Genomic DNA, 25,433 nt, shown 5'->3' on the forward strand with positions numbered 1-25,433 from the left:
ATGTGGCTCGACAGGATCCTCGCCCGCCAGGTGAGCCTGGCCCCCGACGCCGTGGCGCTGCGCGACGTCCGCCGCGAGCTGACCTGGCGCGAACTGCGGGCCGAGGTGCGCGCGCTGGCCGGCCGCCTCGCCGGCCGGCTGCCCGAGGGCGCCCGGGTGCTGGTGATGAGCCAGAACCGGCTGGAGGTCCTGGTGACCTACCTGGCCTGCGCCTCGGCGAACGTGGTGGTCGTCCCGGTCAACGCCGACCTCGCCGACGCCGAGGTCTCGTACATCGTGGAGTACGTCGAACCGGGTCTGGCCGTCGCGCAGCGGACCAGTGCCGGACGGCTGGCCTCCCTGGCGCCCGGCCTGGAGGTGTGGCCGATCGAGGAACCGGCCGCCGGCGCGGCGGAGCACGGCGGCGAACGGCACATCCGTACCGCCCGGCTCGACGACCCCTTCGCCATCCTGCACACCTCGGCCACCACCGGCCACCCCAAGGGGGTGCTGACCACCCACCGCTCCCTCCAGGCGCAGGCGCTGTCGTGGCTCGGTGACGTCCGCCCGCCCGCCGGGACGGTCTACCTGAACGCCAGCCCGCTCTTCCACGGCAGCATGGTCATCGCCCTGGACTACCTCGCCGCCGGTGGCACCGTCTGCGTGCTCGACCGCTTCACCCCCCAGGGCTGCCTGACCGCGCTCGCCGAGTGGCGCGTCGAGCACGTGCTGATGGTGCCGAGCATGATCCGGCTGCTGGTGCGGACGAAGGCCCTGGACACCGCGGACCTCAGCAGTGTCGGGCTCATCGTCCACACCGCCGAGCCGATGCCGGAGAGCCTGCACCAGGAGGCCGTGCGGCGGCTGGGGCGCCCGCTGCTCAACGTGTACGGACTGACCGAGGGCGGCGGCCCGGTGGTCACCAACCGCTCCGACGGCCCGGCCGCCGCCCCGCGCCACCCCGGGGCCAGGTGCGCCGGGGTGCCGATGCTGGGCGTGGACGCCAAGGTGCTGAACCGGGACGGGAGCCCGGCCGCGGCCGGCGAGGTGGGCGAGATCTGCCTGCGCGGCGAGGGCACCATGCGGGAGTACTGGCGGCGCCCCGACGCCACCGCGCACACCCTCAAGGACGGCTGGCTGCACACCGGCGACCTCGGTTACCTGGAGGAGGACGGGCGGCTGTGGACCGTCGACCGCAGGACCGACCTGATCCTGCGCGGCGGCCAGAACGTCTACCCGGCCGAGGTCGAGCGCGTCCTGCGCACCTCCCCCAACGTCGCCGACGTGGCCGTGGTCGCCGTCCCCTCCGAGGACTGGGGCCACACCCCCTGGGCCTTCGTGCAGCCGGCCGGACCGGACGCCTTCGACGAGCGGGAACTGCTGGACCTGGCCGTGCGGGAGCTCGCCAGCTACAAGCGGCCCAGCCGGTTCCTGCCGGTCGAGCGGATCCCGCGCAACCCGGCGGGCAAGCTGCTGCGCCGCCAACTGCGCGACCGGGCCGCCCGGATGCTCGCCGACGAGCGGAACCGAAGGGCGGGGACGCCGATGTAGAACCCGACCACCGCTCCTGGCTGTCGTTCCCCCTGGCTGTTTCGCTCCACGAGGAGATTTCATGTCCGACAGGGCCACCTCCCCTTCCACGGTGCCCTCCCGACCGACGGACGCGGACCGGACCGCGAACCGTTCCGTCGCTCTCGTCCTGACCGCGGCGTTCATGGTGCTGGCCGACGTGTCCATCGTGAACACCGCCGCCCCCGCCATCCAGGGCGACCTGGGCGCCGGCCTGGCCGACATCCAACTCGTCGTCGCCGGCTACCAGATCGGCTACGCGGCTCTCCTCGTCACCGGTGGCCGGCTCGGTGACATCACCGGGCGCAGGGCCATGTTCAGCACCGGCCTGCTGCTGTTCACACTGGCCTCGCTGGCCTGCGGCCTCGCCCCCTCACCGGGGTTCCTGATCGGCGCGCGGATCGTGCAGGGCCTCAGCGCCGGACTGCTGTACCCGCAGGTCATCGCCACCATCCAGACGGTGCTGCCGCCCGAGCGCAGGGCGGGCGGCTTCGCCGCGCTGGGCGCGGTGATCAGCATGGGCACCATCGCCGGGCCGATCCTCGCCGGTGTCCTGATCGCCCTGGACATCGCGGGCACCGGCTGGCGCGCGGTCTTCCTGATCAACGTGCCCATCGGCCTGGTCGTCCTGGTCCTCGCCCAGAAGCTCGTGCCGGTCGCCCGCAACTCGGCCGGGGGCCGGGTCAGCGTGTCGAGCGTCGCCCTGCTCAGCACCCTGCTCGTCGTCCTGATGACCCCGCTGACGATCGGCCGGGACCACGACTGGCCGCTGTGGGCCTGGCTGCTGCTGGCCGCGACCGTGCCGCTGGCCTGGGGATTCCTGGCCCAGCAGCGGTGGATCGCGCAGCGCGGACGCGCCGCGCTGCTGCCGCCGGGGCTGTGGAAGGACCGCGCCTTCCGGTTGGGCGTGACGCTCTACTTCGTCTTCTTCAGCGCCCTGTACTCCTTCTTTCTCTACTTCTCCTACCTGCTCCAGTACGGGCTGGGGGAGTCCGCCCTCTACGCGGGGCTGAGCATGGTCACGTACTCCATCGGCTCGTTCATCACCTCGACCCGCTCCAAGGGGCTGATCGGACGGCACGGCGGACGCAAGGTCGCCCTGTCCGGCGCGCTGGCGTCCGCCGCCGGCAGCGCGCTGATGATCGTTCCGGTGATCCTGGTGCACGACTGGACGCTGTCGCTGTGGATCGTCCCGCCGCTGTTCGTGACCGGCTGCGGTCTCGGTCTCGTCCTGGCGCCGCTGCTGTCGACGGTGCTCGCCGGCATCCGCTCCTCCGAGGCCGGGGTGGCCTCCGGGCTGCTGTCCACCAGCCAGCAGATCGGTGGTGCCGTGGGCATCGCGGTGGTGGGCCTCGCGGTCCTGGCGGCCGTGCCCGGCGGCGTCCTGGAGTCCGCGACCGCGCGGCAGCTCGGCAACGGCTTCGCGGCCGGCCTGGTCCTCATGGTCGTGGTGTTCCTGGTGTCCGCTGCCCTGATCGCCAAACTGCCCAAGCCGGCGCCGCCGGCCACGGCCCCGTGACGCGATGACCGGGGGACACCGCCGTCACCGGGGGCCGGCCGTCCGGGTGAGTGAACTGGCCGGAGGGCGGATCGCGGTCTGCGTACTGCCCTTCGGCGGACCGCCGCTCGCCGCCGCGCGGCCCGGTGCCTGCCCCTCCTGGCCGCGCGCCGCCGAACGGGTCGGCGGGCGGCGGGCGCTGAGCACGGCCCTGCGGGCGCTCGGCGTGGCCCCCGGGGACCTGGCGCGCTCCGCCACCGGGGCCCCGGTGGCCCCCGAGGGCACGGCGGTGTCCCTCACCCACCGGGGCCGGTACGCCGTCGGGGTCGCCTGGCGCGGCGGACCGGCCGCGCACCGGGTCGCGGGCCTGGGCGTGGACCTGGAGCACCACGGCCAGGTCCCGCCCGGGGCGCTGCGCCTGCTGTGCGGGGAAGCGGAGCTGGCGGCCCTGCGCGGCGAACCGTCCTGGCTCGACCCGACGCGGCTGTTCGCCGCCAAGGAGGCGGTGTTCAAGGCGGCGTCGGCGTGGTCGGGCGGCGCCTTCCGCCCCCGGGCGCTGCCGCTGGAGCCACGGGGTGAGCGGGCGGCCGTGTGCGCGCTTCCCCGGGCGGCCGACACCGGCACGACCGGCCCCGACCGCACGGTCTGTGTGGTCTCGACACAGGTAGGTGAATGGTGGACAGCACTGTCCTTGGCCTTGGTGTGACACCCCTCCCGGGCTTCCCGGCACCGGGCGAGAGATCGGCGCGCCGTACGCTGCTGGACCACATCGTGGCCGGCACCGCGCCGGCTCCCCCGTACATCCGCAGGCTGCGGCTGCCCAACTGCGACAGCTGGGGCCCGGGCTGGGTCACGGTCGACTTCTCCTGCTCGGAGGAGTTCTCGGTCGCCCGGAACACGATCTTCGGTGGCTATGTCGCCGCCCTCGTCGACCAGTACGCCGGCCTGGTGATGTACACCGTCCTGCCGGACGGGGTGGACTTCCTCACCGGCGACCTCGCGCTGGAGTTCGTCGCCCCGGTCCGCCCCGGCCCGGTCCGCGTCGAGGCGGAGGCGACCGAACTGACCCACCGGCACGCCACCGTCGAGGTGCGGGTCTCGCAGGGCGGCGCCCTGTGCTGCCGGGGCGTGGCCACCCAGATCACCCGGAAGGCCACGGCATGAGCGCCGCCGCCCCGCGAGGCCCGCTCGTCCTGGCGCCCGAGGTGCGGGACGCCCTGGCGGCGGGGCGGCCCGTCGTGGCCCTGGAGTCCTCGGTCGTCGCCCACGGTCTGCCCCACCCGCACAACCTGCGCGCCGCGGCCGAGGCGGAGCGGGCGGTACGGGACGGTGGCGCCGTACCGGCCATGGTCGCCGTGCTGGACGGAACCGTCCGGGTCGGTCTGCGACCGCGGGACGCCGAGCGCCTGGCGACGGCCGGGCGGGTGCCCAAGGTCGGCAACCGCGACCTGGGCCCCGTCCTGGCGGGCGGCGGCATCGGCGCGACCACCTTCTCCGCCACCCTGGCCGTCGCCGGCCCGGCCGGCATCCCGGTGGTCGCGTGCGGGGGGCTCGGCGGGGTGCACCGGGGCGCGGGCGCCTCGTTCGACGTCTCGGCCGACCTCGTGGAGCTGACGCGTGGCCGTGCCGTCGTCGTGTGCGGCGGGGTCAAGAGCATCCTCGACATCGGCGCCACGCTGGAGTACCTGGAGACCCAGGGCGTCCCGGTCGTGGGCCACGGCTGCTCGCGGTTCCCCGCCTTCTACAGCCCGGCCAGCGCCTTCCCCGTACCGCACCGGCTGGACGAGGTCGAGGAGATCGCCGCCGCGGCCGGTCACCACTGGGCGCTGGGCCGGGGCGGGAGCCTGCTGGTGGCCACCCCCGTCCCGGCCGCGGCGGCACTGGACCCCGCCGAGCACGACCGGGTGGTCCAGGAGGCCCTGGACGCGGCCGAGAAGGACGGCGTACGCGGCCAGGCGCTCACGCCCTACCTGATGAAGCACGTCGGCGCCGCCACCGGCGGGCGCGGCGCGGCCGCCAACCGGGCGGTCCTGCTGAACTGCGCGGCGCTGGCCGGCCGGATCGCCGCCGCCCTGGCCCGGCGCACGCCCCCGGGCGCCGGGGCCCCCACCTCCCCCTGACCGAAGGACCACCGATGAGCGTGCACACCCAGGCACCGATCACCCTCAGCGAAGCCGTCTTCCTCGCCGCCGAGCGGCACCCCGGCACCCCGCTGGTCGCCGACGCGGAGTGGGCGGGCACCGGCAAGGAGGTCCTCGACCACGCGGGACTCGCCCGATTCGTCGGCGACTTCGCCGACCGGCTGTGGACCGCGGGGGTCCGGCCCGGCACCCGGGTCGCCGTGGTCAAGCGCGACCACATCGACGTCCAGGCGCTGGCCGCCGCCGCCGTCCGGATCGGGGCCGTGCCGGCCCTGCTGTCCGGCCGGCTGGACGTCCAGGACGTGCTCGCCCTCCTGGACCGGCTGGACGAACCGGTGCTCCTGACCGACGCGTACGGCGCCGGCCGCCTCGCCCCCGTCCGGGCGGAGGTCTCGCGGCTCACCGCGTCCGCCTGGTCGGTCGACGGCACCCGGACGGCGTGGATCCGGCCACTGGCCGCCGGCGAGGAGCACCGCCCCCACCGCAACCCGGACGGCGCGGAGGCGATCATCACCCACTCCTCCGGGACGACGGGCCTGCCCAAGCTCATCGCCCAGTCCACCGCCTCGCTCCACGCGCACGCCGTGCCGACGCTGCGGGTCGCCCAGCGGACCGGACCGCAGACGGAGTTCTCGCTGCGCTGCATATCGCCCACGCACACCCGGGCCTCTTCCGCGCTCCTCGGCAACCTCGTCATGGGCACCCCGCTGGTGGCGGTCGCCGACCCCGGCACGGCCCACGTCCGCGAACTGCTGCTGACCCACCGGCCGGTGAGCGTCGAGTCCCACCCCAACCTCTTCCTGCTCTGGGAGTCGCTCACCGAGGACCCGGACCGCCCCTTCGCCCAGGTGCGGCGCTTCGTGAGCACCTTCGACGCGATCCACCCCCGGACCGTGCGGGCCCTGCTCAACGCGTCGGACCAGCCGGACGCCGTCTACCTCCAGGGCTACGGCCAGACCGAGACCGGCCCCACCACCCTGCGCGTGATCACCCGGGCCGACCTGGACGGCGTCTCCGGCCGCAACGTCGGCAGCCCCATCCCCGGAGTGTCCGAGGTGCGGGTGACCGGCGAGGACGGCGAACCGGTGCCGCCGGGCACGGCCGGGACGATCGAGGTGCGCACCGAGGGCCTGAGCCTGGGGTACGTCGGCGGTGCCGCGCCCCCGCGGGACGGCTGGTGGTCCATGCAGGACGTCGGCCGCCTGCTGGAGAACGGGGAGCTCGAACTGCTCGACCGGGTGGTGGACCGGGCCGACGGCGTGGCCAGCCTGCTGGAGGCGGAGGACGCCCTGCTGGAGGCGCTGCCACCGCTGTGCGAGGTGGTGCTGGTCAAACCGGAAGGGGACAGCCTGGCCGCCGTGGTGTGCGTGCGCGACGGTTCGCCACTGGACCGGGAAGCCTGGGACCGGGCGGCCGGCAGGCTGGGGCTGGCCGGGGTGCCGGTCCACGAGACGCGGTGGGAGGACATCCCCTTCACCGGGTCGTGGAAGGTGCGTCGCCGGCTGCTCGCCCGGTCGCTGGCCGGCCGTCCCGCCGCGGCCCCGGCGGGCCTTCCGGGGAAGAGCTGACCGATGCCTGCTGCCACCGCGAGGTCGCTGCCGCCCCTGCGCGCCGACATCCTCTTCCTGCACGCGCCGGCCGTGTTCGACTTCCGGGACCGGCGGGACATCTACTTCCCCTTCCTCGGCACCTCGGGCGACGTCCCCATCACACCGCTGTACGAGTACTTCCCGATCGGTTTCAAGACCCTCCAGCGCTTCCTCGGCGAGCGCGGCAACGACGTGAAGCTGCTCAACCTCAGCTCACTGCTGCTGCGCTATCCGCAGATCTCGATGGACAGCGTCATCGCGGCCCTGGACACCCCCGTGGTCGGCATCGACCTGCACTGGATGGTGCACGTCCAGGGCAGCCTGGAGGTGGCCCGGCGCATCAAGGCCGCGCGCCCGGACATCAAGGTCCTGCTCGGCGGCACGTCGTCCACGTACTACGCGGACGAGCTGGTCCGCATGGCCGAGGTCGACATGGTGATGCGCGGCTACGACACCCATGAGCCGATGGCGGCGCTCATGGCGGCGGTCCGCCGGGGCCGGACCGACTTCCCGGACGTGCCCAACCTGCTGTGGAAGTCCCCGGACGGCCAGGTGCACGACAACGATTTCTCGTACCTGCCCGCCACCTTCTCCTGCGGCGTGGACTGGACGACCGGACCCGACCCGTCGGCCGGGTCGGGCATCCGTGAGGTGCTCTCCACCCAGAACGCCGGCTGCGCCTACAACTGCGGCTGGTGCGGGGGCTCCCGGGAGGCGTTCCGCCGGATCTTCAAGCGGAAGCCGTCGATGGCCCGCAAGCCGCAGCAGGAGGTGGCCTACGAGTTCGAGACCATGAACCGGGTCGAGGGCGCGGAGAACTACCACTTCTACTCGGTGGGTTCGTACAACGAGACACGGCACGGCATGGAGTTCTTCCTCGACCGGGTCGCCGAGTCGCGGTTCAAGTCGATCAGTTACGAACAGTTCCGGCTCACGCCCGAGCACACGCTCAAGCGGATGGCCGAGGCCAACCGGCACACCTCCATCACCCTCTCCCCGGAGAGCCACGACCCGCGGGTGGCCAAGCTCGCCGGGCGCGGCGTCTTCACCAACGAGGAGATGGAGGACTGGATCCACCGGGCACTGGACCTGGGCATCCACCAGATCGACGTCTGGTACTTCATCGGGATGCCCGAGCAGGACGAGCGCTCGGTCATGGAGACCGTGGAGTACTGCCAGCACCTGCTGACCAGGTTCCAGGGCATGCGGGTCAACCCGATGCTCTGCCCCATGATCCCCTTCCTCGACCCGGCGTCGACCTTCTTCGAGAACCCCGAACAGCACGGCTACCGGGTCTTCCACCGCACCGCCGAGGAACACCGCAGGGGCATGGAGCGCGCTTCCCTGATCAACCGCATCAACTACGAGACGAAGTGGCTCAGCCGGCGCGACCTGGTCCACGTCGGCTTCACCGCCGTGCGCCGGCTGATGGAGGCCAAGCGCGACCTGAGGTTCCTGCCCGGGGCCTGGGTGCGCAACTACAACGCCGGCATCGACGACGCCCTGGAGTTCATCGACGTCGTGCACGAGGCCGACTGCATCGCCGATCCACGGGCCCGCGCCGCCGCCCTGGACGCGCTGGGCGACGACATTCTCCGCCGCAACAACCAGGTGCTGTTCTCGGGGGTGCGCAACCAGGCGTTCCCCATCAACCGGGACATCGGTGGCCGCTGGTTCGACGAAACGGGGTGGCCGGTGGATGTGCTGGATTCCCTCACGTCACTGGAAGCTGAGAGGTCATCGTGAAAGTCGTCGTCGTGGGTCAGGGATATGTGGGCCTCCCGCTGGCCGTCAGAGCCGCCGAGACCGGGCACACGGTCGTCGGGTACGAGACCGCGACCGCCCGCGTACGGAGACTCAGAGCCGGGCAGTCGTACGTGGAGGACGTCGACTCCGGCCGGCTGCGCGCCGTCCTGGACGCCGGGCGCTACCTCCCCACCGCCGACCCGGCCGTACTGGAGGGCTTCGACGTCGCCATCATCACCGTGCCCACCCCGCTGCGGGCCGGCGCCCCGGACCTGAGCCATGTCGAGGCGGCGGCCGTCACCATCGGCAAGTACCTCGACCGGGGCGCCACGGTGGTCGTGGAGTCCACCACCTACCCGGGAACGACCGAGGAGGTCGTGGGCGCCCTGCTCGAAGAGGGCTCCGGGCTCGGCGCCGAGGAGGACTTCTTCCTCGGTTTCAGCCCGGAGCGCATCGACCCGGGCAACCCCCGCTGGGGGCTGGTCAACACCCCCAAGGTGGTGACCGGCGTCGGCCCGCGCTCGCTGTGCGCGGTACGGGACTTCTACACCGGGCTGGTGGACACCGTCGTACCCCTGTCGGGCACCCGGGAGGGCGAGTTCACCAAGCTCATCGAGAACACCTTCCGGGCCGTCAACATCGCCCTGGTCAACGAGCTCGCCGACGTGGCCCACGCCCTGGGCATCGACGTGTGGGAGTCCCTGGACGCCGCCGCCACCAAGCCGTTCGGCTTCATGAAGTTCACCCCCGGCCCCGGGGTGGGCGGCCACTGCCTGCCCATCGACCCCCAGTACCTGTCCTGGCGCCTGGAGCGGGAGACCGGCGAGGAGCTCCAGTTCTGGGCGCTGGCCCGCCGGATCAACGGCCGGCGCCCCTCCCAGGTCGTGCAGCGGCTCACCGAGGGCCTGGGCCGCCGCAACAAGGCCGTCAACGGGGCGAGGGTCCTGCTGCTGGGCCTCGCCTACAAGCCCAACGTCGCCGACTGCCGGGAGTCCCCGGCGATGCGGGTCGCCGAACTGCTGCTGCCGCTGGGGGCCAGGGTGCGGGCCATCGACCCCTATGTGCCCGCCAGCACCGCCCTGCCACCCGGCCTGACCCGGGTGGAGGCGAGTGCCGCCGAGTTCCGCGAGGCGGACGCGGTGGTCCTGCTCACCGACCACGAGGGCATCGACTACGACCTGCTGCGGGCCGAGGCCCCCTATGTGCTGGACTGCCGCAACCGCCTCAAGCGCGGCGAGACCGTGGAGTCGATATGAACCCGCCGCCCTCCCCGGAGGCCGGCCCGGCGGCGTGGACGCCCGAAGGGCTGGACCTCCTCGACGAGGAGTTCGCCGCCTGCCCCTACCCGGCGCTGCGGGCCCTGCGCGAGGACCACCCCGTCCACCACGACGACACCACGGGGCTGTGGCTGGTCAGCCGCCACGCCGACGTGCGCGCGGTGCTGCTGGACCCGGGGACCTTCCGCAACGACAACACCCTGAACGCCGTCACCGCCCTGCGCGTCCCCGCCCTGCGGGCCCTCGCCCGGGCGGACTTCGTCCTGCCGCCGGCGCTGTTCAACAACAGCGAGGACAGCCACACCGGCCTGCGCGCCCTGGCCCTGCGGTTCCTGAGCGCCGCGCGGGTGCGCGCGGGCCTGCCGGACATCGAGGGGATCGTCGCCGAGGAACTCGACCTGCTCGGCGAGGAACTGGACCGCTCGGGCCGGGCCGACATCGCCCGCACCGTCGCCCGCAGCGTCCCCATCCGCGTCCTGCTGGGCCTGCTGGGCATCGAGAAGTCGCCGGGCGTGGACACGCTGTACGACTGGACGCAGGCGTCCATCGAGCTGTTCTGGGGCCGGCCCGACCCGGTCCGCCAGCGGGACCTCGCACAGGGCGCCGCCGCCTTCTACGGCTGGCTCACCGAGACCGTCCGGCGCACCGACGTGCCCGCCAACTCGGTCCTGGGGGCGCTGCGCCGGCACCGGCTGCCCGGCGGGACGCCGCTGGCCACCGAACAGGCGGCCTCGGTCCTCTACAACGTGCTGGTCGCCGGCCATGTCACGACCGGCCAGTTCCTCTGCTCGGCCTTCCTGCGCGCCCTGGACGGCGAGGGGACCTGGCGGCGGCTCGCGCAGGCCCCCCAGGAGATCCCCGCCTGGCTGGAGGAGGTACTGCGCCGGGACGCGCCGCTGACCGCCTGGCGGCGGGTGACGGCCCGCCCGGTGACCCTGGGCGGCGTGGCCCTGCCCGCCGGGGCGGAGCTGCTGCTGCTCCTGACCAGCAGCGGCTGGGACACCGAGGTGTTCGACGAGCCGGACAGGCTGTGCCCGGCGCGGCCCAACCTGCGCGCCCATCTGGCGTTCGGCACCGGAGTGCACCGCTGCCCGGGCGCCGAACTCGCCCGCGCGGAGGGCGACGCGGTGCTGCGCCTGGCGGTGCGCCGCTTCCCCGGCCTGCGCAGGGTGGGACCCGAGCGGCCCCCGTACCTGGCGTCGCTGGCCTTCCGGGCTCCGCGCAGTGTGCTGGTCTCCGTACGGTAGGCGAGGTCCTGCCGGCCCCGGTCGGCCTCCGTGGCCAGGGGCCGTCCGGTGGCCCGGGTGGCCATGACGGGCCAGGTGGCCCGGTGCGGCGGCCGGATGGCCGTGGGGGCCCATGTGGCGGCCGGGTGGCCGTGACGGGCCAGGTGACCCGGTGGTCCGGTGGGGCCGGCCGGTCCGCGGTCGCGGCTCAGCGGCCGGTGCGGCGGGGGGACTGCGCCGGGGGGCTCAGCAGCCCGGTGGCCGTGGCGCGGTTGACCGCCTCGATCCGCGAGGTGACGCCCAGCTTCCGGAAGATGTTGCGCAGGTGCCGTTTCACCGTGCCCTCGGTGATCACCAGCCGGTGGGCGATCTGCCGGTTGGTGAGCGCGGCGGCCACCAGGGCGAGCACCTCCACCTCCCGTACCGACAGCGCCCCGGACGCCGAGCCCGGGGCGGGCGCGGGAGTGGGGGCCAGACTCTGGCTGGGGACGGCCACGGTCACCTGGGTGGGGTGGGCGACCACGTCGTGGATGGCGGAGATCAGCGCCTGGTTGCTCACCCCCTTGTGCAGGTATCCGCGGGCGCCCAGGTTCAGCAGCTCCTGGATGAGGCGCGGGTCGTCGTGCATGCTCAGCACCAGGACGCAGAGCTGGGGCATCCGCCGACGCAGGTCGCTGATGGTGGAGTGGACGTGGCTGTCCGGCATCTCCACGTCCAGCAGCAGGACGTCGGGGTGGTGGCGCTCCGCCAGCTCCACGAGGTCCCGGCCGGAGCCGGTCTCGGCGACGACGGTGACGCCGCCCTCGGACTCCAGCAGCTTGCCGACCGCCGAGCGCAGCAGGGTGTGGTCGTCGGCCAGCATCACCCGGACGTCCTTGCGCCGGTCACCCGCCGACGGGCTCCTGTTGGGCAGGGAGAAGCTCACCCGGGTGCCACGGCCCGGCGCGCTGGTGACCAGCAGCCGGCCGCCGAGCAGCTTGGCCCGCTCGGACATCGAGGCCAGGCCGTTCGTCTCCCCCCGGGCCAGCACCTCCCGCACGTCGAAGCCCAGGCCGTCGTCCTCCACATGGCCGCGGATCTCGTGCGGTGCGATGTCGGCCCGGACCAGGAGCGTCCGGGCTCCGGCGTGCGCCAGCGTGTTGCGCAGGCACTCGCGGACGATCAGCACCAGCTCGTTCAGCGTCGCGGGGGAGGCCCATGCCTCGTCGCCGTTGACCTGGACGTGCACGACCGGCTCTTCGAACTCCATGGCGTGGACGAACGCCTTGATGGTGTTCTCCAGGGACCCGGAGTTGTCCGACTGGCGCAGTCCGGTCGCCAGATGACGTACCGCGTCCAGGGTCTCGGCGAGCGTGTTCTGCACCAGGGACAGTTCCTCGCGCAGGCCCCGCGGTGCCTCGTCGGCCAGCGCCGCGCACAGTTCCACCTGCCGGACGGCGAGGCCCAGGTGATTGCCGAGCCGGTCGTGCACCTCGCGGGCCAGCGCCCGCCGGGACTCGGAGTTGACCGCCCGCACCTCGTTGAGGAGGTGGCTGTCGTACCCGGCGGCCCCGGCCTCGATCCGCTCCCAGACCGCGTGCTCCAGCGCCGCCACACACCGGACCAGGCGCGACGCGTCGGCCGCCTGCTCCTCGACGGCCCGCTCCAGCACGCCGAGGACCAGGCCGGTGAGGATCCGCCCGGCGCGCAGCGAGTGGACCGGGTGCACTCCCTGCCGGGCCCGCAGCGCCCCGATACCGGCCACCCGTACGGCGGAGGGGCGTTCCCGGCCCCTGCCGGGCCCGGTGCCGTCGGTGGCCCCGGCCTCCTCGGCGTCCCCGGTGGTCAGTGCCCGGACGCATTCGGCGATGATGCTGTGGGCCTGTGCGGCGCATCCGTCCCAGGCCTCGTCGTCGGCCAGTGGATTCTGCGAGCCGTGCAGCAAGGCCCGGTAGGTGGTGACGATGTCGAGCGTCTGAGCCGTCAGGTATTCGCCCAGTGTGCCGCCGCCGGCTAATGGTCTTTCGGTATCCCTCACCCGGAGCCCCCTCACGTCAATTACGCGTATCCGGCCGGATGGTGACCAACGGGGAAAAACAGGCGTCTCCCCTCCCGCTCGTCGACCGGTTTTCATTCTACGAGGCGGTAATGACAGGCCCGCCGGGCAAGGATCAGGCCACGGCGCCGAAGTCCGAAGCGATCACCAGGGCCGTGGTGTGCGCCGAGTACTGGGTGGCCATGAACACGCGGTAGGGGCGGCGGGGCGCCCTCCCGCCGCGCCACCACGCCAGCGTGGCCACCAGGCACAGCGCGCCCAGGCAGACGGCGAGCGCCGGCAGCAGCAGCTCGGGGGCGAACAGGGCGGCGCACAGGGCGAAGGTCCCGCCCACCACCAGGGCGTTCGCCCCGCACAGCAACCGGGCCGCCCGCGCGCCGCGCACCACGACGACACCGCGCCGCCCGGCCGCCGCGTCCCCCTCGACATCGGAGAAGTCCTTGGCCAGGGTGCCCACCAGTCCCATCCAGGCCGTCATCGCCACGGCGAACACCACCACCCGCACCCGGCCGCCCGACGAGTCCTGGGCGACCACGTGCCCGGCCAGGTAGGTGAGCAGCCCGCTGGCCAGCACCACGCCCACGGCGGTCGGGGTCCTGCGCTTCCAGGCGACGCCGGGCGCGGAGTACCCGTACCCCAGGGCCAGGAGCAGGGCCAGCGGCACCAGCAGGGTCACGCCGTGCAGCGCCGCGCACCCCAGCGCGACGACCGCCGCCGCGCGGGCGACGAAGGACGCCTCCCCGGTACTCAGCGCGCCCGAGGCGATGGGGCGTTTCGAGCCGTTGACCCGGTCCTCCTCGACGTCGGTGACGCCGTTGAGCAGATAGACGAAGAAGACGGCGCAACTCCAGGAGACCAGGCCCAGCAGAACGGACCGGGAGAGCGGATTGCGGTCGGCCGGGCCGGTCAGTGCCGCGGCCACCAGCAGCCGGAGCGCGAAGATCACCTGCACCGGGACACGGGATTCCCGCAGGCAGAGGAAGAGGATGCGTAAGGGGCGCCGCCGGTTCGGCCGCACGGTGGGCTCGCTGTGGCTGCTCATGGGGGAAGTGTCCAGCACGGAACGCCGCCGAGGGGGGTGCCGGTGGCCCCAACGCCCTTGCGCGGCAACCGCGTTGGCCGACGCGTCCAGCGGCATGGCAGACTCGGTCCTTCTCCCGCCCGAGCCGTATGGAGGAATCGCGTTGCGCCGTGTGGAACCCGGAGTCCGCCTCATCGCCCGCCCGCAACTGGACTACGACGAGGTCGCCGCGTACCTCGCGGACGTCGGAGGGGAGAGCTGGCTCGAACGGGTGGACCGGGGGGAGCTGGACGACGCCCAGAACCTGGCGGAGTTCGCCGGGCGCATCTGCTACCGCTCCTGGGAGCCGGGCCTCAACCCCAACGTCACCCGCATCCGCACCGAACAGGACGCCTACCTGCGCAACATCCTGGCCAGCGCGCACGGTTCGGTCCTGGAGCACCTGAACTTCTCCTTCGTGCTGCACGACGTCAGCCGGGTCGCCACCCACGAGCTCGTCAGGCACCGGGCCGGCGCCGCCGTCTCCCAGGAGTCACTGCGCTTCGTCCGCCTGGACGACCTGCCGTTCTGGTTCCCGGACTGGGCCCAGCGGGACACCGAACTGATGGAGCGCGCCACGGCCCTGCTGGAGCAGATGGAGCAGTTCCAGCACTGGATGGCCGGCCACTTCGGCCTGGACGAGCAGGGCGTGCCCTTCGGCGAGAAGAAGGCCAAGACCTCCTTCATGCGCCGCTTCGCGCCCGAGGGGGTGGCCACGGGCCTGGTCTGGACGGCCAATGTGCGCACCCTGCGCCATGTCATCGAGAACCGCACGGCACCCGGCGCGGAGGAGGAGATCCGCCTCCTCTTCGGCAGGGTCGCGGAAGTGATGACGAAGGAGGCCCCCGCCCTCTTCGGTGACTACACGGTCCAGGACGGCGCCTGGATCCCGGGCTGGCGCAAGGTCTGACCCCGGGGCGGGCGCGGTGTCGCCGGACCGAGTACGGCCGGATCGGGCGGGGTCACCGCTCCCCGCCGCGTCGCCCGCTCGCCCCCCCCGGCCCTCGTCGCCGGCGCGGTCGGGTGCCGCCCACCGATCCGGTGCGGGGCCCCGGCCGGCCGCGACGGGAGACCCGGCCGGCCGGCCGCCCCGCCGGCCAGTGCGGCCGGTCGGCCCCTCGGCCCCGGCACCAGGAAGCCGCGCGACGCCCCGGGGCCGGGCGGCGTCGCGCACGCGCACCGGCGCCGGTACGGCTCCAGGGCAGCGGTACGGGCGGCGGCCCGGACGGGCGGTGGCGCGCCCCGTCACGGCCGCACACCGGTCCGCCGGAACCGTCGTGCGGCGGCGGGAAGCCGCAGCCGGGCGGGAGGGCCGGTCCTGCCGCCCGCCCCTCCGCGCGAACCCGCGTCATGCCGTCACCTCCGGCGGCCCCGCGCGGGCCGGGCCGGCCCCGTTGACGCCGTCCGTCCCGCCGGCACCCACCGGGTGTCCGGATCGTCCTGTGCCCGCGCGCAGTTGTGGGGGTGGTCCAGCGGACCGCCGGTGCTCGTGCGCGGCTCCGCCGGGGTGCTGACGGACCGGCGGCGGGCGCGCGGCGAGCGATCCCGGGGGAGGCGAGTGGCGCGATCCGTACGGCTCGAAGGCGACCGGGCCGCCGGGTGGAAGTCGTCGAGGCGCTTGGTCTCCATGCGCCGGGCTCCCGGGCACGAAGAAGCCCCTCACCCGTTTCACCTGGTGAGAGGCTGTTTGCGCCCCCGGCAGGACTCGAACCTGCGGCCAAGCGCTTAGAAGGCGCCTGCTCTATCCACTGAGCTACGGGGGCCAATGGTGGCCATGTGGCCTGGAGCCCCGGTTGGGTGGTCCGTGACCTTGCCGGGGACAAGGATAGGGCTCCGATCACCTTGGCCCGGTCGCTTCACCTGCGTGGCACGATGTGGAGGTTCGGTGAAGCGAAACGATAATCGCAGGCAGGTGCGATTCTCGCAGCGCTTTTCGCGCCACGCGCCCCGGGTGTTGTCTACTCGTTATGCCTGAGTCCCACTCGTCCCGTCTGTCCCAAGTGTCCGACCGGCGCGCAGGGAAGGCCATACGCTTCAAAAAGGTGCCGAAATTGGGCATTCTTCGCATGTGGTGACCTTGGACGTACGGCCTCAGCTGATCGACGCACTCTCCGCCCTGCGCGACCGTGTCGCTGCCGTGCGTCTTCCACTTCCCCTCCCGGGTGCGCCCCGCGCGCGGCAGACCCGGGACGAGTTGCTCGCACAGCTCGACGACTATCTGGTTCCCCGTCTCAAGCAGCCCGAAGCCCCGCTGCTCGCCGTCATCGGGGGGTCGACCGGCGCCGGGAAGTCGACCCTGGTCAACTCCCTTGTGGGGCGACGGGTCAGCGAGGCCGGGGTGCTGCGGCCCACCACCCGTACGCCGGTCCTCGTCTGCCACCCCGACGACCACCCCTGGTTCGCCGATGCGCGGGTACTGCCGCAGCTCACCCGGGTGTGGCAGCCGGCGTACGCGGGTCCGGGGGCTGAGGAGGGCGACGCCGGGCCGCCGGAGGGCGCGGAGCGGGTCCTGCGCGTGGAGACCGCCCACACCCTGCCCCGCGGGCTGGCGCTGCTGGACGCGCCCGACATCGACTCGCTCGTGGTCGAGGGCCGTGAACTGGCCGCCGAACTGATGTGCGCCGCCGACGTGTGGGTGATGGTCACCACCGCCTCCCGTTACGCGGACGCCGTGCCCTGGCACCTGCTGCGGACCGCCAAGGAGTACGACGCCGCGCTCGTCACCGTGCTCGACCGGGTGCCGCACCAGGTGATCACCGACGTGTCGCGGCAGTACGAGGCCCTGCTCATCCGGGCCGGGCTGGGCCACGTACCGCGCTTCACCATCCCCGAGCTGCCCGAGTCGGCCGGTGGCGGCCACGGGCTGCTCCCCGACACCGCCGTCGCCCCGCTGCGCGCCTGGCTGGCGCACCACGCCCAGGACCCGGCCGCCCGGCAGCAGGCCGTCGGCCGCACCGCCAACGGGGTCATCGACTCGCTGCGGGTGCGCATGCCGGAGCTGGCCGGGGCGGTCGCCGCCCAGTACGCGGCCGCCGTCCGGCTCAGCGGCGCCGTGGAGAACGCCTACGGCCACGAGCGCGACCGGGTGCGGCGCGAACTCCAGCGCGGCGCCGTACTCGCCGGCGACGCCCGCACCCGCTGGCGCGGCTACCCCCGGGACTGCACGGCCACCGAACTGCTCGACTCGCTCGCCGAGTCCCTCGCCGCCCTGCTCCAGTGCGCCGTCGCCGCCGCCGACGAGCGCGTGTGGGAGGCCTGGCGGCGCGAACCGGCGGGCCGGGCCGTCGCCACCGGCCACCCCGAACGCCCCGGCCCGGCCGGACGCGCCGGCCGGCGCGTCCCCTACGCCGGGCCGGACCGGGAGGCGGGCGAGCGGATCGGGATGGCGGTACGGCGCTGGCGGCGCGTCCTGGAGGAGGTGGTCGACGACGAGGTGCGGCGGATGGAGCGGACCGCCGCGCCCGACCCCGACACCGTGACCGCCCTCCTCGCTGCCGCGCTGCTGGGCGGGCGCCGGGCCCGCGGCGCGGGGGAGCGGCTCGCCGAACTGATCGGCGCGCAGGCCGCCCTGCGGCTGCGCGACCGGGGCGGCGAGCTGGTGTCCACGTACATCGACCGCGTGCTGGACGAGGAGCGCAGCCGGCGGCTGGCACCGCTCCGCGCGCTCGACGTGGGCCCCGAGCCGCAGGCCGAACTCATCGCCGCGCTGTCCGTACTGCAGAAGGAGAGGTGACGGTGGTGAGCGCCGTTGACGAACGCTGGGACGACGGGCTGATCGCCCGCCGCGCCGAGGAGCACGCCGAGCTCGAAGCCGGCACCCCCGGGCCGCACGAGCCGCACACACCGATCGGCGAGACCTACCAGGGCACCCTCAGGAGCCGCCTGGACGCCCTGCGTGAACTGGTGGGCCTGTCGACGGCCCGGCTGGAGACCGAGACGCTCGCCGAGGCGGGCCGGGTGCTGGACGAGGCCGCCGCGCGGCAACGGCTGTCGTCGCGGCACACCGTCGTCGCCATCGCCGGTGCCACCGGCAGCGGGAAGTCGACGTTGATCAACGCGCTGGCGGGGGTGCCCATTTCGGAGACCGGGCTGCGCAGGCCCACCACATCGGCCCCCATCGCCTGCGTCTGGTCCGAGGGCGCGGCAGGGCTGCTGGACCGCCTCGCCATCCCCGGCCGGCTGCGGCGCAGGCCCCTGGCGGGCGGGGCGGGCGACGAGGGGCTGCAGGGCCTGGTCCTGGTCGACCTGCCCGACCACGACTCGGCGGTCACCGCCCACCGCGACCAGGTCGACCGGGTACTGGCCCTGGTGGACGCGGTGATCTGGGTCGTGGACCCGGAGAAGTACGCGGACGCGGCGCTGCACGAGCGGTACCTGCGGCCGCTCGCCGGCCACGCCGAGGTGATGTTCGTCGTCCTCAACCAGATCGACCGGCTGCCCGGCGACACCGCCCACCAGGTCGTCGACGACCTGCGGCGACTGCTCGACGAGGACGGGCTCGCCCTCGGCGAGCACGGCGAGCCGGGCGCCACGGTACTGGCGCTGTCGGCGCTCACCGGGGAGGGCGTGGGGGAACTGCGCGAACTCCTCGGCGCGTTCGTCCAGGGCCGGAACGCCGCCGAGCGGCGCCTGTCGGCGGACGTGGACGCGGCCGCGGCGCGGCTGCGCCCGGTGTACGTCGCGGAGGGCCGGCCCGGGCTGGGAGAGCGTTCCCGCGAGGACTTCGGGGCACGGCTGGCGGTCGCGATCGGCGCGGCGGCGGCGGGCGAGGCGGCGGAGCGGGAGTGGCGGCGCAACGCCGGCCGGGCCTGCGGCACACCGTGGCTGCGCCTGTGGCGCTGGTACGAGCGGCTGCGGACGCCGGGCGGCACGGAACCGCGGGCCGAGGTGCCCGTGGAGGAGGAGCTCACCGCGCGCCAGCGGGTCGAGCAGGCGGTGCGGATCGTCGCCGACGAGGCGTCGCTCGGCCTGCCGGCCCCCTGGGCGCAGGCCGTGCGCGAGGCGGCGGTACGCGGATCCGAGGGACTGCCGGAGGCACTGGACGACCTGGCGGTCACCGCCCGCAAGCCCCGCGCCGGCAGCCGGCCCCCGCGCCCCGCCTGGTGGCCGGTCGCGGTCCTGGCCCAGGCGGCCATGACGCTGCTTCAGTTCTACGGCGCGCTCTGGCTGGTCGGCCAGATCATCGGCGTCCTGGCCCCCGGGCTGCTGCCACCCGCGCTGATCATGCTGGCCGGCATCGTGGGCGGGCCACTGGTGGAGTGGGCCTGCGCGGCGGCGGCGCGGGGGCCCGCGCGGCGGTACGGCCAGGAGACGGAACGGCGGCTGCGGGAGGCGGCGGCCGGGTGCGGGCGCGCCATGGTGCTCGATCCGATCACGGCGGAGCTGATGCGGTACCGCGAGGTGCGCGAGCAGTACGCGACGGTGGCGGGCGGCCGCCGGGTCGGGTGAGGCACCGGCCGGGTGGGCCACCCGCCGGGTGGACCACCGCGCTCCCGGGGCTCGCGCTCCCGGGACCGCGAGCCCCGGGGCCGCGAGCCCCCGAGCGCGGCTGACCGGTCCGGCCGGCCCCGCGGGGTGACGGAGTTGTGCACAACCCGCCGGTTGTCCACAGGCGCCGGCACGATCCGCGCCGGCGCCCCAGCATGGAACGGGTCGACGGCCGGTACGGGACCGGCGGACGGGCAGGGGAGGGCGTCATGAACGACACCATGGTGACGGTGGTGGGCAATGTCGCGACCGGTGTGGAGTTCCGGGACACCCCGGCGGGCGGCGTGGCCAGGTTCCGCTTCGCGGTGACGGCACGCCGCTGGGACCGGGAGAAGGCCGCCTGGGCCGACGGGCACACCAGCTTCTACACGGTCAACGCCTGGCGCGCGCTCGGCGCCAACCTGGCCGCCTCGGTCGCGGTGGGCGAACCGCTGTTGGTGCACGGCCGGTTGAAGGTCCGCGAGGAGGAACGGGACGGGCAGCGCAGAACGTTCGTGGACATCGACGCCGTGTCCGTCGGCCACGACCTGGCGCGGGGCACCTCGGCGTTCCGCAGAGTGGTCAAGGCCGACCCGCGCCTGACCGCCCGGCGCCCGGACCCGGCACCGGGCGCGGAGACCGCCCGCCCGGTGGAGCTGGTCCCGTGACCCGCGCGCCGCGGCACGGCACGGCGGGCCGCCCCGGGCACTCCTCACCGATGTGGAGATATCGCGAGCGAAGGCTGTGGCGTGCGGTGTTCGCGATAACGATTGCGAGTCGGAATGGTTGTCCGACGGTAGGACCGGGGATTGTGCAAGATCGTCTCTCTAGGATTCCCGGGTACCACGGGGCACTTGAGTCGGCAGGCGAGGCACTCCCCCCACGCGTCCCATCGCGAACGCGCCTCGCCCGGAGGGGAATTCTGTGTTCGCAGCGTTGTCTGTACGGAGGCGGGAGGGACGCGCCGCTCGCGTCGCCGCCGCGGTCGTGGCCTTCGGGCTGGCCGCCGTCGGCGCGGTGGCCGGCGCGGCACCGGCCTCGGCCGACGAGGCCCCCCAGCACCAGGGCGGCGCCGCCGCCACGCTGGGCGGGCTGACCACCTTCGACCGGGCGGTGCTCCACCTCGACGGCCAGGACCACGAGCTGCCGGCCGGCCTGTTCGAGATGACCGTCGACGGCGGCGGCACCCTGAAGACGTACTGCGTCGACATCCACAACCCCACCCAGGAGAAGGCCCGGTACCTGGAGACCTCCTGGGACCAGACCTCGCTCGGCGTGAACAAGGACGCGGGCCGCATCCGCTGGATCCTCCAGCACTCCTACCCGCAGGTCGACGACCTCGTGGGGCTGGCGAAGAAGGCCGGCAGCGGGCCGCTGACCCGGGAGACCGCCGCCGCCGGCACCCAGGTGGCGATCTGGCGCTACTCCGACGGTGCCCAGGTGGAGGCCCTCGACCCGGCGGCGGAGAAGCTGGCCGACTGGCTGGAGCGGAAGGCCGGCAGCGCCCCCGAGCCCCGGGCCTCGCTGAGCCTCGATCCGGTGGCGGTCTCCGGCCGGGCCGGCTCCCGGATCGGCCCCGTAACCGTCCGTACCGACGCGGACCGGGTGACGGTCACCCCGCCCGCCGACGCCGCCACCAGCGGCGTCAGGGTGACCGACGCGGCAGGCCGGCCGGTGGACGCCGCGGTCGACGGCAGCCGCCTCTTCTTCGACGTGCCGCGCAAGGCCGCCGACGGCTCGGCCGCGCTGACCGTGCAGGCCACCACCTCCGTACCGGTCGGCCGGGCCTTCGCCGGGGTGACCCGCAGCCAGACGCAGATCCTCGCCGGGTCCAGCCGGTCGACGGTCTCCGCGACGGCCGGCGCCACCTGGGCCGGCAAGGGTGCCGTACCGGCGCTGTCGGCGAGGAGGAACTGCGCCGAGGGCGGCGTGGACCTCACCGTCGACAACAGGGGCGACGCCGCCTTCGGCTTCGCGCTCATGGGCGTCCGGTACACGGTCGAGGCCGGCCGGACCCGGACGCTGACGATCCCGGTCGCCGAGGACCAGGCGTACGACTTCACCGTCCAGGGGCCCGGCGCGCGGGGGAAGACCTTCAAGGGCGTTTTCGACTGCGAGACCACCGGCAGCACGGTCGTGGCGGCCGGGCAGGCGGGCTCCCAGCCCAGCCCGCTCTCGGCCGGCGGCACCTCGGCCGGCTCGGCGGCGGGCGGCGGCGGGGTGGACCTCGCCGAGACCGGGGCGTCCAACGCCACCCCCATGATCGCCACAGTGGCATTCGTCTTCCTGGCCGCCGGCGGCGCCGCGGTCTTCTTCCTCCGCAGGAAGCAGGACCTCCCGGCCGGGGAGTGACCCCCGGTCGGCCGGGACCGGCCGGCGACCCGCAGTCGCCGGCCGGGGCCATCGGGGCGGACGCGGAGGCCCGCCCGGAGCCCCTGCCGTACCAGTCCGCCGGATACGGGTTTCCATCGGGGGATGGACGTACGGCAAGATGGGGTGTATCTGCCCACTCATCGATTTGCCGGACGGTTTCTCTTGGCTGAGTACATCTACACGATGCGCAAGACGCGCAAGGCGCACGGCGACAAGGTCATCCTCGATGACGTGACGCTGAGCTTCCTGCCCGGCGCGAAGATCGGTGTGGTCGGCCCGAACGGCGCCGGTAAGTCCACCGTTCTCAAAATCATGGCCGGTCTGGAGCAGCCCTCCAACGGTGACGCGTTCCTCTCCCCGGGCTACTCGGTCGGCATCCTGCTGCAGGAGCCCCCGCTCAACGAGGAGAAGACGGTCCTGGAGAACGTCCAGGAGGGCGTCGCCGAGATCAAGGGCAAGCTCGACCGGTTCAACGAGATCGCCGAGCTGATGGCCACCGACTACTCCGACGCGCTCATGGAGGAGATGGGCAAGCTCCAGGAGGACCTGGACCACGCCAACGCGTGGGACCTGGACGCCCAGCTCGAGCAGGCCATGGACGCCCTCGGCTGCCCCCCCGGGGACTGGCCCGTCACCAACCTCTCCGGCGGTGAGAAGCGCCGCGTCGCGCTCTGCAAGCTGCTGCTGGAGGCCCCCGACCTGCTGCTGCTCGACGAGCCCACCAACCACCTGGACGCCGAGTCCGTGCAGTGGCTGGAGGCGCACCTCGCCAAGTACGCCGGCACCGTCGTCGCCATCACCCACGACCGGTACTTCCTCGACAACGTCGCCGAGTGGATCCTGGAGCTCGACCGGGGCCGCGCCTACCCCTACGAGGGCAACTACTCCAAGTACCTGGAGACCAAGCAGACCCGGCTCAAGGTCGAGGGCCAGAAGGACGCCAAGCGCGCCAAGCGGCTCAAGGAAGAGCTGGAGTGGGTCCGCTCCAACGCCAAGGGACGGCAGGCCAAGTCCAAGGCGCGTCTGGCCCGGTACGAGGAGATGGCCGCCGAGGCCGACAAGATGCGGAAGCTGGACTTCGAGGAGATCCAGATCCCGCCGGGCCCGCGCCTGGGCAACGTCGTCGTCGAGGTCGAGAACCTGAACAAGGCATTCGGCGACAAGGTCCTCATCGACAACCTGAGCTTCTCGCTGCCGCGCAACGGCATCGTCGGCGTCATCGGCCCGAACGGCGCGGGCAAGACCACGCTGTTCAAGATGATCCAGGGACTGGAGGAGCCCGACTCCGGCATCATCCGGGTCGGCGAGACCGTCAAGATCTCCTACGTCGACCAGAGCCGCGCCAACATCGACCCCAAGAAGACCCTGTGGGCCGTGGTCTCCGACGAGCTGGACTACATCAACGTGGGCCAGGTCGAGATGCCGTCGCGCGCCTATGTGTCGGCGTTCGGCTTCAAGGGCCCGGACCAGCAGAAGCCCGCGGGTGTCCTGTCCGGCGGTGAGCGCAACCGCCTCAACCTGGCGCTCACCCTCAAGCAGGGCGGCAACCTGCTGCTCCTCGACGAGCCGACCAACGACCTCGACGTCGAGACGCTCTCGTCGCTGGAGAACGCGCTGCTGGAGTTCCCGGGCGCGGCCGTGGTCGTCTCCCACGACCGCTGGTTCCTGGACCGGGTCGCCACGCACATCCTGGCGTACGAGGGCGACTCCAAGTGGTTCTGGTTCGAGGGCAACTTCGAGTCGTACGAGAAGAACAAGGTCGAGCGTCTCGGCCCGGACGCGGCCCGCCCGCACCGTGCCACCTACAAGAAGCTGACCCGAGGCTGAGCGTGCGGCACATCTACTCCTGCCCCCTGCGCTGGGCGGACATGGACGCCTTCGGGCACGTCAACAACGTGGTCTTCCTCCGCTACCTGGAGGAGGCCCGCATCGACTTCATGTTCCGGCTGGCGCCGGGGGACGGCTCGCCGTCGTTCCGCGGCGGTTCGGTCGTGGCCCGGCACGAGATCGACTACCTGCGGCCGCTGGTGCACCGGCACGAGCCGGTCACCATCGAGTCCTGGGTGACGAAGATCGGCGCCGCGTCGCTGACCATCGCGTACGAGGTCAAGGACCCGGACCAGGTGTACGTCCGGGCCTCGACGGTCGTCGTCCCGTTCGACCTCACCGCGCAGCGGCCCCGCCGCATCACGGCGGAGGAGCGGTCGTTCCTGGAGGCGTACATGGACGACGGCATGCGGAGCGACGGTGGTGCCCGGGGCCAGAACGCCGCCGAGGAGACCGCCGCCGTATGACGGCGCCGCTGGGGTTCGCCGACGCCAGGGAGGCGGCCGATCTCGCCGCCTTCCTGGCCCGGCTCATCCACTACGACAAGGCCGCGGTCGTCCGCCTCCAGGCGGCCGGCGGGGTCCTGGCCGTGTTCGGCCGGCCGGCGTCCTTCGAGGTCCTGGCGATCCGTACGGCGGGGCTCGTGGACACGGCGCCGCTGGACGTCACCGTCTCGGCCGGCCAGCTCCTGGACGGCGTCGACGAGACGGCGGGCAAGGCGACGCTGCCCGCCCCGGTGACCGGCCCGCCCTGGACGGGGCTGCTGCCCCCGCGCGGCGGCTGGCGGGAGATACCCGGGCTGCCGGACGCCGCCGGACTGCGCGGCGCCGTCGCCGCGGCGGTGGCGGAGTTCCGGACGCGGGACGAGGAACTGCCCGAAGGGCGGCGCACCCGCGCGGAGCGCGACCGCATCGGCCGCGAGATCTGGTCGCGGACCATCGGCGGGACGGGCCTGCCGCTGCGGGCGGCGCACGCCGCCCAGTCGCTCGGCTTCCTCCCGCCGCGCGGCCGGATACCCGTGGCCCTGCTGCAAGCGGGGTCATGGCTGCGGCTGCGCACCCCGTTCGGCTCGATCGCCGTCCGTACCGGCGGAGCCGGCGGCCTGAGCGTCGTACCCGTCTGAGACACCTGCCCCTGAGACACCTGCCCCGCGGAGGACCACCGGGCCCGGCGGGACGAGGGGCGCGGGCCCGGGGCCCGGGTACCGCCGGTGGCGCCAGGCGGGTCAGTCCGCCGTGTTCACCATCGACGCGGCGGCGTAGGTGAGGTAGTTCCAGAGGGTCCGCTCGTGCTCCTCCGACAGCCCGAGCCCGTCGACGGCCGCCCGCATGTGCTTCAGCCACGCGTCGTGCGCCGCCCTGTCGACGGTGAACGGGGCGTGCCGCATCCGCAGCCGGGGGTGGCCGCGGTTGTCGCTGTAGGTACGGGGGCCGCCCCAGTACTGCATGAGGAAGAGCGCCAGGCGCTCCTCGGCCGGACCCAGGTCCTCCTCCGGGTACATCGGCCGCAGCAGCGGGTCCCCGGCCACACCCTCGTAGAAGCGGTGGACCAGGCGACGGAAGGTCTCCTCACCACCGACCTGCTCGTAGAAGGTCTGCTCCTGAAGCGTGCCGCGCGGAATCTCATTCACCCGTCCATCGTCTCAGA

General features: G+C 73.6%; 20 protein-coding genes and 1 tRNA gene. 17 read left to right on the top strand and 4 right to left on the bottom strand.

Going from position 1 to position 25,433, the window contains the following annotated elements; all coding sequences use genetic code 11:
* The 9 genes from AB0H53_RS03160 to AB0H53_RS03200 all read left to right on the top strand — a co-directional run bounded on the left by AB0H53_RS03160 (position 1) and on the right by AB0H53_RS03200 (position 11,046).
* Complete coding sequence (locus AB0H53_RS03160; RefSeq protein WP_362106283.1) at positions 1-1,530, top strand: AMP-binding protein; 1,530 nt, start codon at positions 1-3, stop codon at positions 1,528-1,530.
* Positions 1,531-1,591: 61 nt separating this feature from the next.
* Entirely contained in the window at positions 1,592-3,067 is a 1,476-nt protein-coding gene (locus AB0H53_RS03165; RefSeq protein ID WP_362106286.1) for an MFS transporter, read from the top strand.
* Positions 3,068-3,071: 4 nt separating this feature from the next.
* Positions 3,072-3,752: a 4'-phosphopantetheinyl transferase superfamily protein gene (locus tag AB0H53_RS03170; RefSeq protein WP_362106289.1), complete on the top strand. Its 681-nt coding sequence runs from the start codon at positions 3,072-3,074 to the stop codon at positions 3,750-3,752.
* Positions 3,749-4,210: a PaaI family thioesterase gene (locus AB0H53_RS03175; RefSeq protein WP_362106291.1), complete on the top strand. Its 462-nt coding sequence runs from the start codon at positions 3,749-3,751 to the stop codon at positions 4,208-4,210. The genes AB0H53_RS03170 and AB0H53_RS03175 overlap by 4 nt, the downstream gene beginning before the upstream one ends.
* The gene (locus tag AB0H53_RS03180; protein ID WP_362106294.1) at positions 4,207-5,166 is read left to right on the top strand and encodes a pseudouridine-5'-phosphate glycosidase; all 960 of its coding nucleotides are present in this window, start codon (positions 4,207-4,209) and stop codon (positions 5,164-5,166) included. The genes AB0H53_RS03175 and AB0H53_RS03180 overlap by 4 nt, the downstream gene beginning before the upstream one ends.
* A gap of 14 nt (positions 5,167-5,180) precedes the next feature.
* Complete coding sequence (locus tag AB0H53_RS03185) at positions 5,181-6,755, top strand: class I adenylate-forming enzyme family protein (protein ID WP_362106297.1); 1,575 nt, start codon at positions 5,181-5,183, stop codon at positions 6,753-6,755.
* Between the two features lie 3 nt (positions 6,756-6,758).
* Positions 6,759-8,522 (top strand): cobalamin-dependent protein, encoded by a 1,764-nt coding sequence (locus tag AB0H53_RS03190; protein WP_362106299.1) that lies wholly within the window; start codon positions 6,759-6,761, stop codon positions 8,520-8,522.
* 11 nt (positions 8,523-8,533) lie between these two features.
* The gene (locus AB0H53_RS03195) at positions 8,534-9,778 is read left to right on the top strand and encodes a nucleotide sugar dehydrogenase (protein WP_362106302.1); all 1,245 of its coding nucleotides are present in this window, start codon (positions 8,534-8,536) and stop codon (positions 9,776-9,778) included.
* Positions 9,775-11,046: a cytochrome P450 gene (locus AB0H53_RS03200; protein WP_362106304.1), complete on the top strand. Its 1,272-nt coding sequence runs from the start codon at positions 9,775-9,777 to the stop codon at positions 11,044-11,046. The genes AB0H53_RS03195 and AB0H53_RS03200 overlap by 4 nt, the downstream gene beginning before the upstream one ends.
* 187 nt (positions 11,047-11,233) lie before the next feature.
* Here the strand turns inward: AB0H53_RS03200 and AB0H53_RS03205 are convergent, their stop codons facing one another.
* Together AB0H53_RS03205 and AB0H53_RS03210 are read right to left on the bottom strand one after the other, a co-directional pair.
* Positions 11,234-13,042, bottom strand: a complete 1,809-nt coding sequence (locus tag AB0H53_RS03205) for a response regulator (RefSeq protein ID WP_362106307.1) — start codon at positions 13,040-13,042, stop codon at positions 11,234-11,236.
* Positions 13,043-13,175: 133 nt separating this feature from the next.
* On the bottom strand, positions 13,176-14,102 hold the full coding sequence (locus tag AB0H53_RS03210; RefSeq protein WP_362106310.1) for a UbiA family prenyltransferase: 927 nt from the start codon (positions 14,100-14,102) through the stop codon (positions 13,176-13,178).
* A 151-nt stretch (positions 14,103-14,253) separates the two neighbouring features.
* Between AB0H53_RS03210 and thyX the strand changes: the two genes are divergently transcribed.
* A complete protein-coding gene (gene thyX / locus AB0H53_RS03215; protein WP_362106313.1) occupies positions 14,254-15,030 on the top strand; it encodes an FAD-dependent thymidylate synthase in 777 nt (258 codons plus the stop codon).
* A 780-nt stretch (positions 15,031-15,810) separates the two neighbouring features.
* Here the strand turns inward: thyX and AB0H53_RS03220 are convergent.
* Positions 15,811-15,883, bottom strand: a tRNA-Arg gene (locus AB0H53_RS03220).
* A 314-nt stretch (positions 15,884-16,197) separates the two neighbouring features.
* On the opposite strand from AB0H53_RS03220, the gene AB0H53_RS03225 reads away from it, so the two are divergent.
* The 7 genes from AB0H53_RS03225 to AB0H53_RS03255 all read left to right on the top strand — a co-directional run bounded on the left by AB0H53_RS03225 (position 16,198) and on the right by AB0H53_RS03255 (position 24,909).
* Positions 16,198-17,853, top strand: coding sequence for a dynamin family protein (locus AB0H53_RS03225; protein ID WP_362106451.1), 1,656 nt, complete (start codon positions 16,198-16,200; stop codon positions 17,851-17,853).
* Positions 17,850-19,568 carry a GTPase gene (locus AB0H53_RS03230; RefSeq protein ID WP_362106315.1) on the top strand — a complete coding sequence of 573 codons (1,719 nt, stop codon included), beginning with the start codon at positions 17,850-17,852 and terminating at the stop codon, positions 19,566-19,568. Before AB0H53_RS03225 ends, AB0H53_RS03230 begins: the two co-directional genes overlap by 4 nt.
* Before the next feature lie 248 nt (positions 19,569-19,816).
* Positions 19,817-20,254, top strand: coding sequence for a single-stranded DNA-binding protein (locus tag AB0H53_RS03235; RefSeq protein WP_362106318.1), 438 nt, complete (start codon positions 19,817-19,819; stop codon positions 20,252-20,254).
* A 268-nt stretch (positions 20,255-20,522) separates the two neighbouring features.
* On the top strand, positions 20,523-21,938 hold the full coding sequence (locus AB0H53_RS03240; RefSeq protein ID WP_362106321.1) for a Cys-Gln thioester bond-forming surface protein: 1,416 nt from the start codon (positions 20,523-20,525) through the stop codon (positions 21,936-21,938).
* 183 nt (positions 21,939-22,121) lie between these two features.
* On the top strand, positions 22,122-23,786 hold the full coding sequence (gene ettA / locus AB0H53_RS03245; protein ID WP_362106323.1) for an energy-dependent translational throttle protein EttA: 1,665 nt from the start codon (positions 22,122-22,124) through the stop codon (positions 23,784-23,786).
* Positions 23,787-23,788: 2 nt separating this feature from the next.
* Positions 23,789-24,253, top strand: a complete 465-nt coding sequence (locus tag AB0H53_RS03250) for a thioesterase family protein (RefSeq protein WP_362106326.1) — start codon at positions 23,789-23,791, stop codon at positions 24,251-24,253.
* Positions 24,250-24,909: a hypothetical protein gene (locus AB0H53_RS03255; protein ID WP_362106329.1), complete on the top strand. Its 660-nt coding sequence runs from the start codon at positions 24,250-24,252 to the stop codon at positions 24,907-24,909. The genes AB0H53_RS03250 and AB0H53_RS03255 overlap by 4 nt, the downstream gene beginning before the upstream one ends.
* A gap of 102 nt (positions 24,910-25,011) precedes the next feature.
* Here AB0H53_RS03255 and AB0H53_RS03260 read toward each other — a convergent pair whose 3' ends face one another.
* Positions 25,012-25,416 (bottom strand): globin, encoded by a 405-nt coding sequence (locus AB0H53_RS03260; RefSeq protein WP_362106332.1) that lies wholly within the window; start codon positions 25,414-25,416, stop codon positions 25,012-25,014.
* Positions 25,417-25,433: the final 17 nt, after the last annotated feature.

The organism is Streptomyces sp. NPDC050856, from assembly GCF_040653855.1.
In the GTDB taxonomy this organism is placed as follows: domain Bacteria; phylum Actinomycetota; class Actinomycetes; order Streptomycetales; family Streptomycetaceae; genus Streptomyces.

Bases quoted from the DNA above. Each gene is read 5' to 3' on its own strand.
- AB0H53_RS03160 (WP_362106283.1), top strand. From the start codon at position 1: ATGTGGCTCGACAGGATCCTCGCCCGCCAGGTGAGCCTGGCCCCCGAC.
- AB0H53_RS03165 (WP_362106286.1), top strand. From the start codon at position 1,592: ATGTCCGACAGGGCCACCTCCCCTTCCACGGTGCCCTCCCGACCGACG.
- AB0H53_RS03170 (WP_362106289.1), top strand. From the start codon at position 3,072: ATGACCGGGGGACACCGCCGTCACCGGGGGCCGGCCGTCCGGGTGAGT.
- AB0H53_RS03180 (WP_362106294.1), top strand. From the start codon at position 4,207: ATGAGCGCCGCCGCCCCGCGAGGCCCGCTCGTCCTGGCGCCCGAGGTG.
- AB0H53_RS03185 (WP_362106297.1), top strand. From the start codon at position 5,181: ATGAGCGTGCACACCCAGGCACCGATCACCCTCAGCGAAGCCGTCTTC.
- AB0H53_RS03190 (WP_362106299.1), top strand. From the start codon at position 6,759: ATGCCTGCTGCCACCGCGAGGTCGCTGCCGCCCCTGCGCGCCGACATC.
- AB0H53_RS03200 (WP_362106304.1), top strand. From the start codon at position 9,775: ATGAACCCGCCGCCCTCCCCGGAGGCCGGCCCGGCGGCGTGGACGCCC.
- AB0H53_RS03210 (WP_362106310.1), bottom strand. From the start codon at position 14,102: ATGAGCAGCCACAGCGAGCCCACCGTGCGGCCGAACCGGCGGCGCCCC.
- AB0H53_RS03235 (WP_362106318.1), top strand. From the start codon at position 19,817: ATGAACGACACCATGGTGACGGTGGTGGGCAATGTCGCGACCGGTGTG.
- AB0H53_RS03255 (WP_362106329.1), top strand. From the start codon at position 24,250: ATGACGGCGCCGCTGGGGTTCGCCGACGCCAGGGAGGCGGCCGATCTC.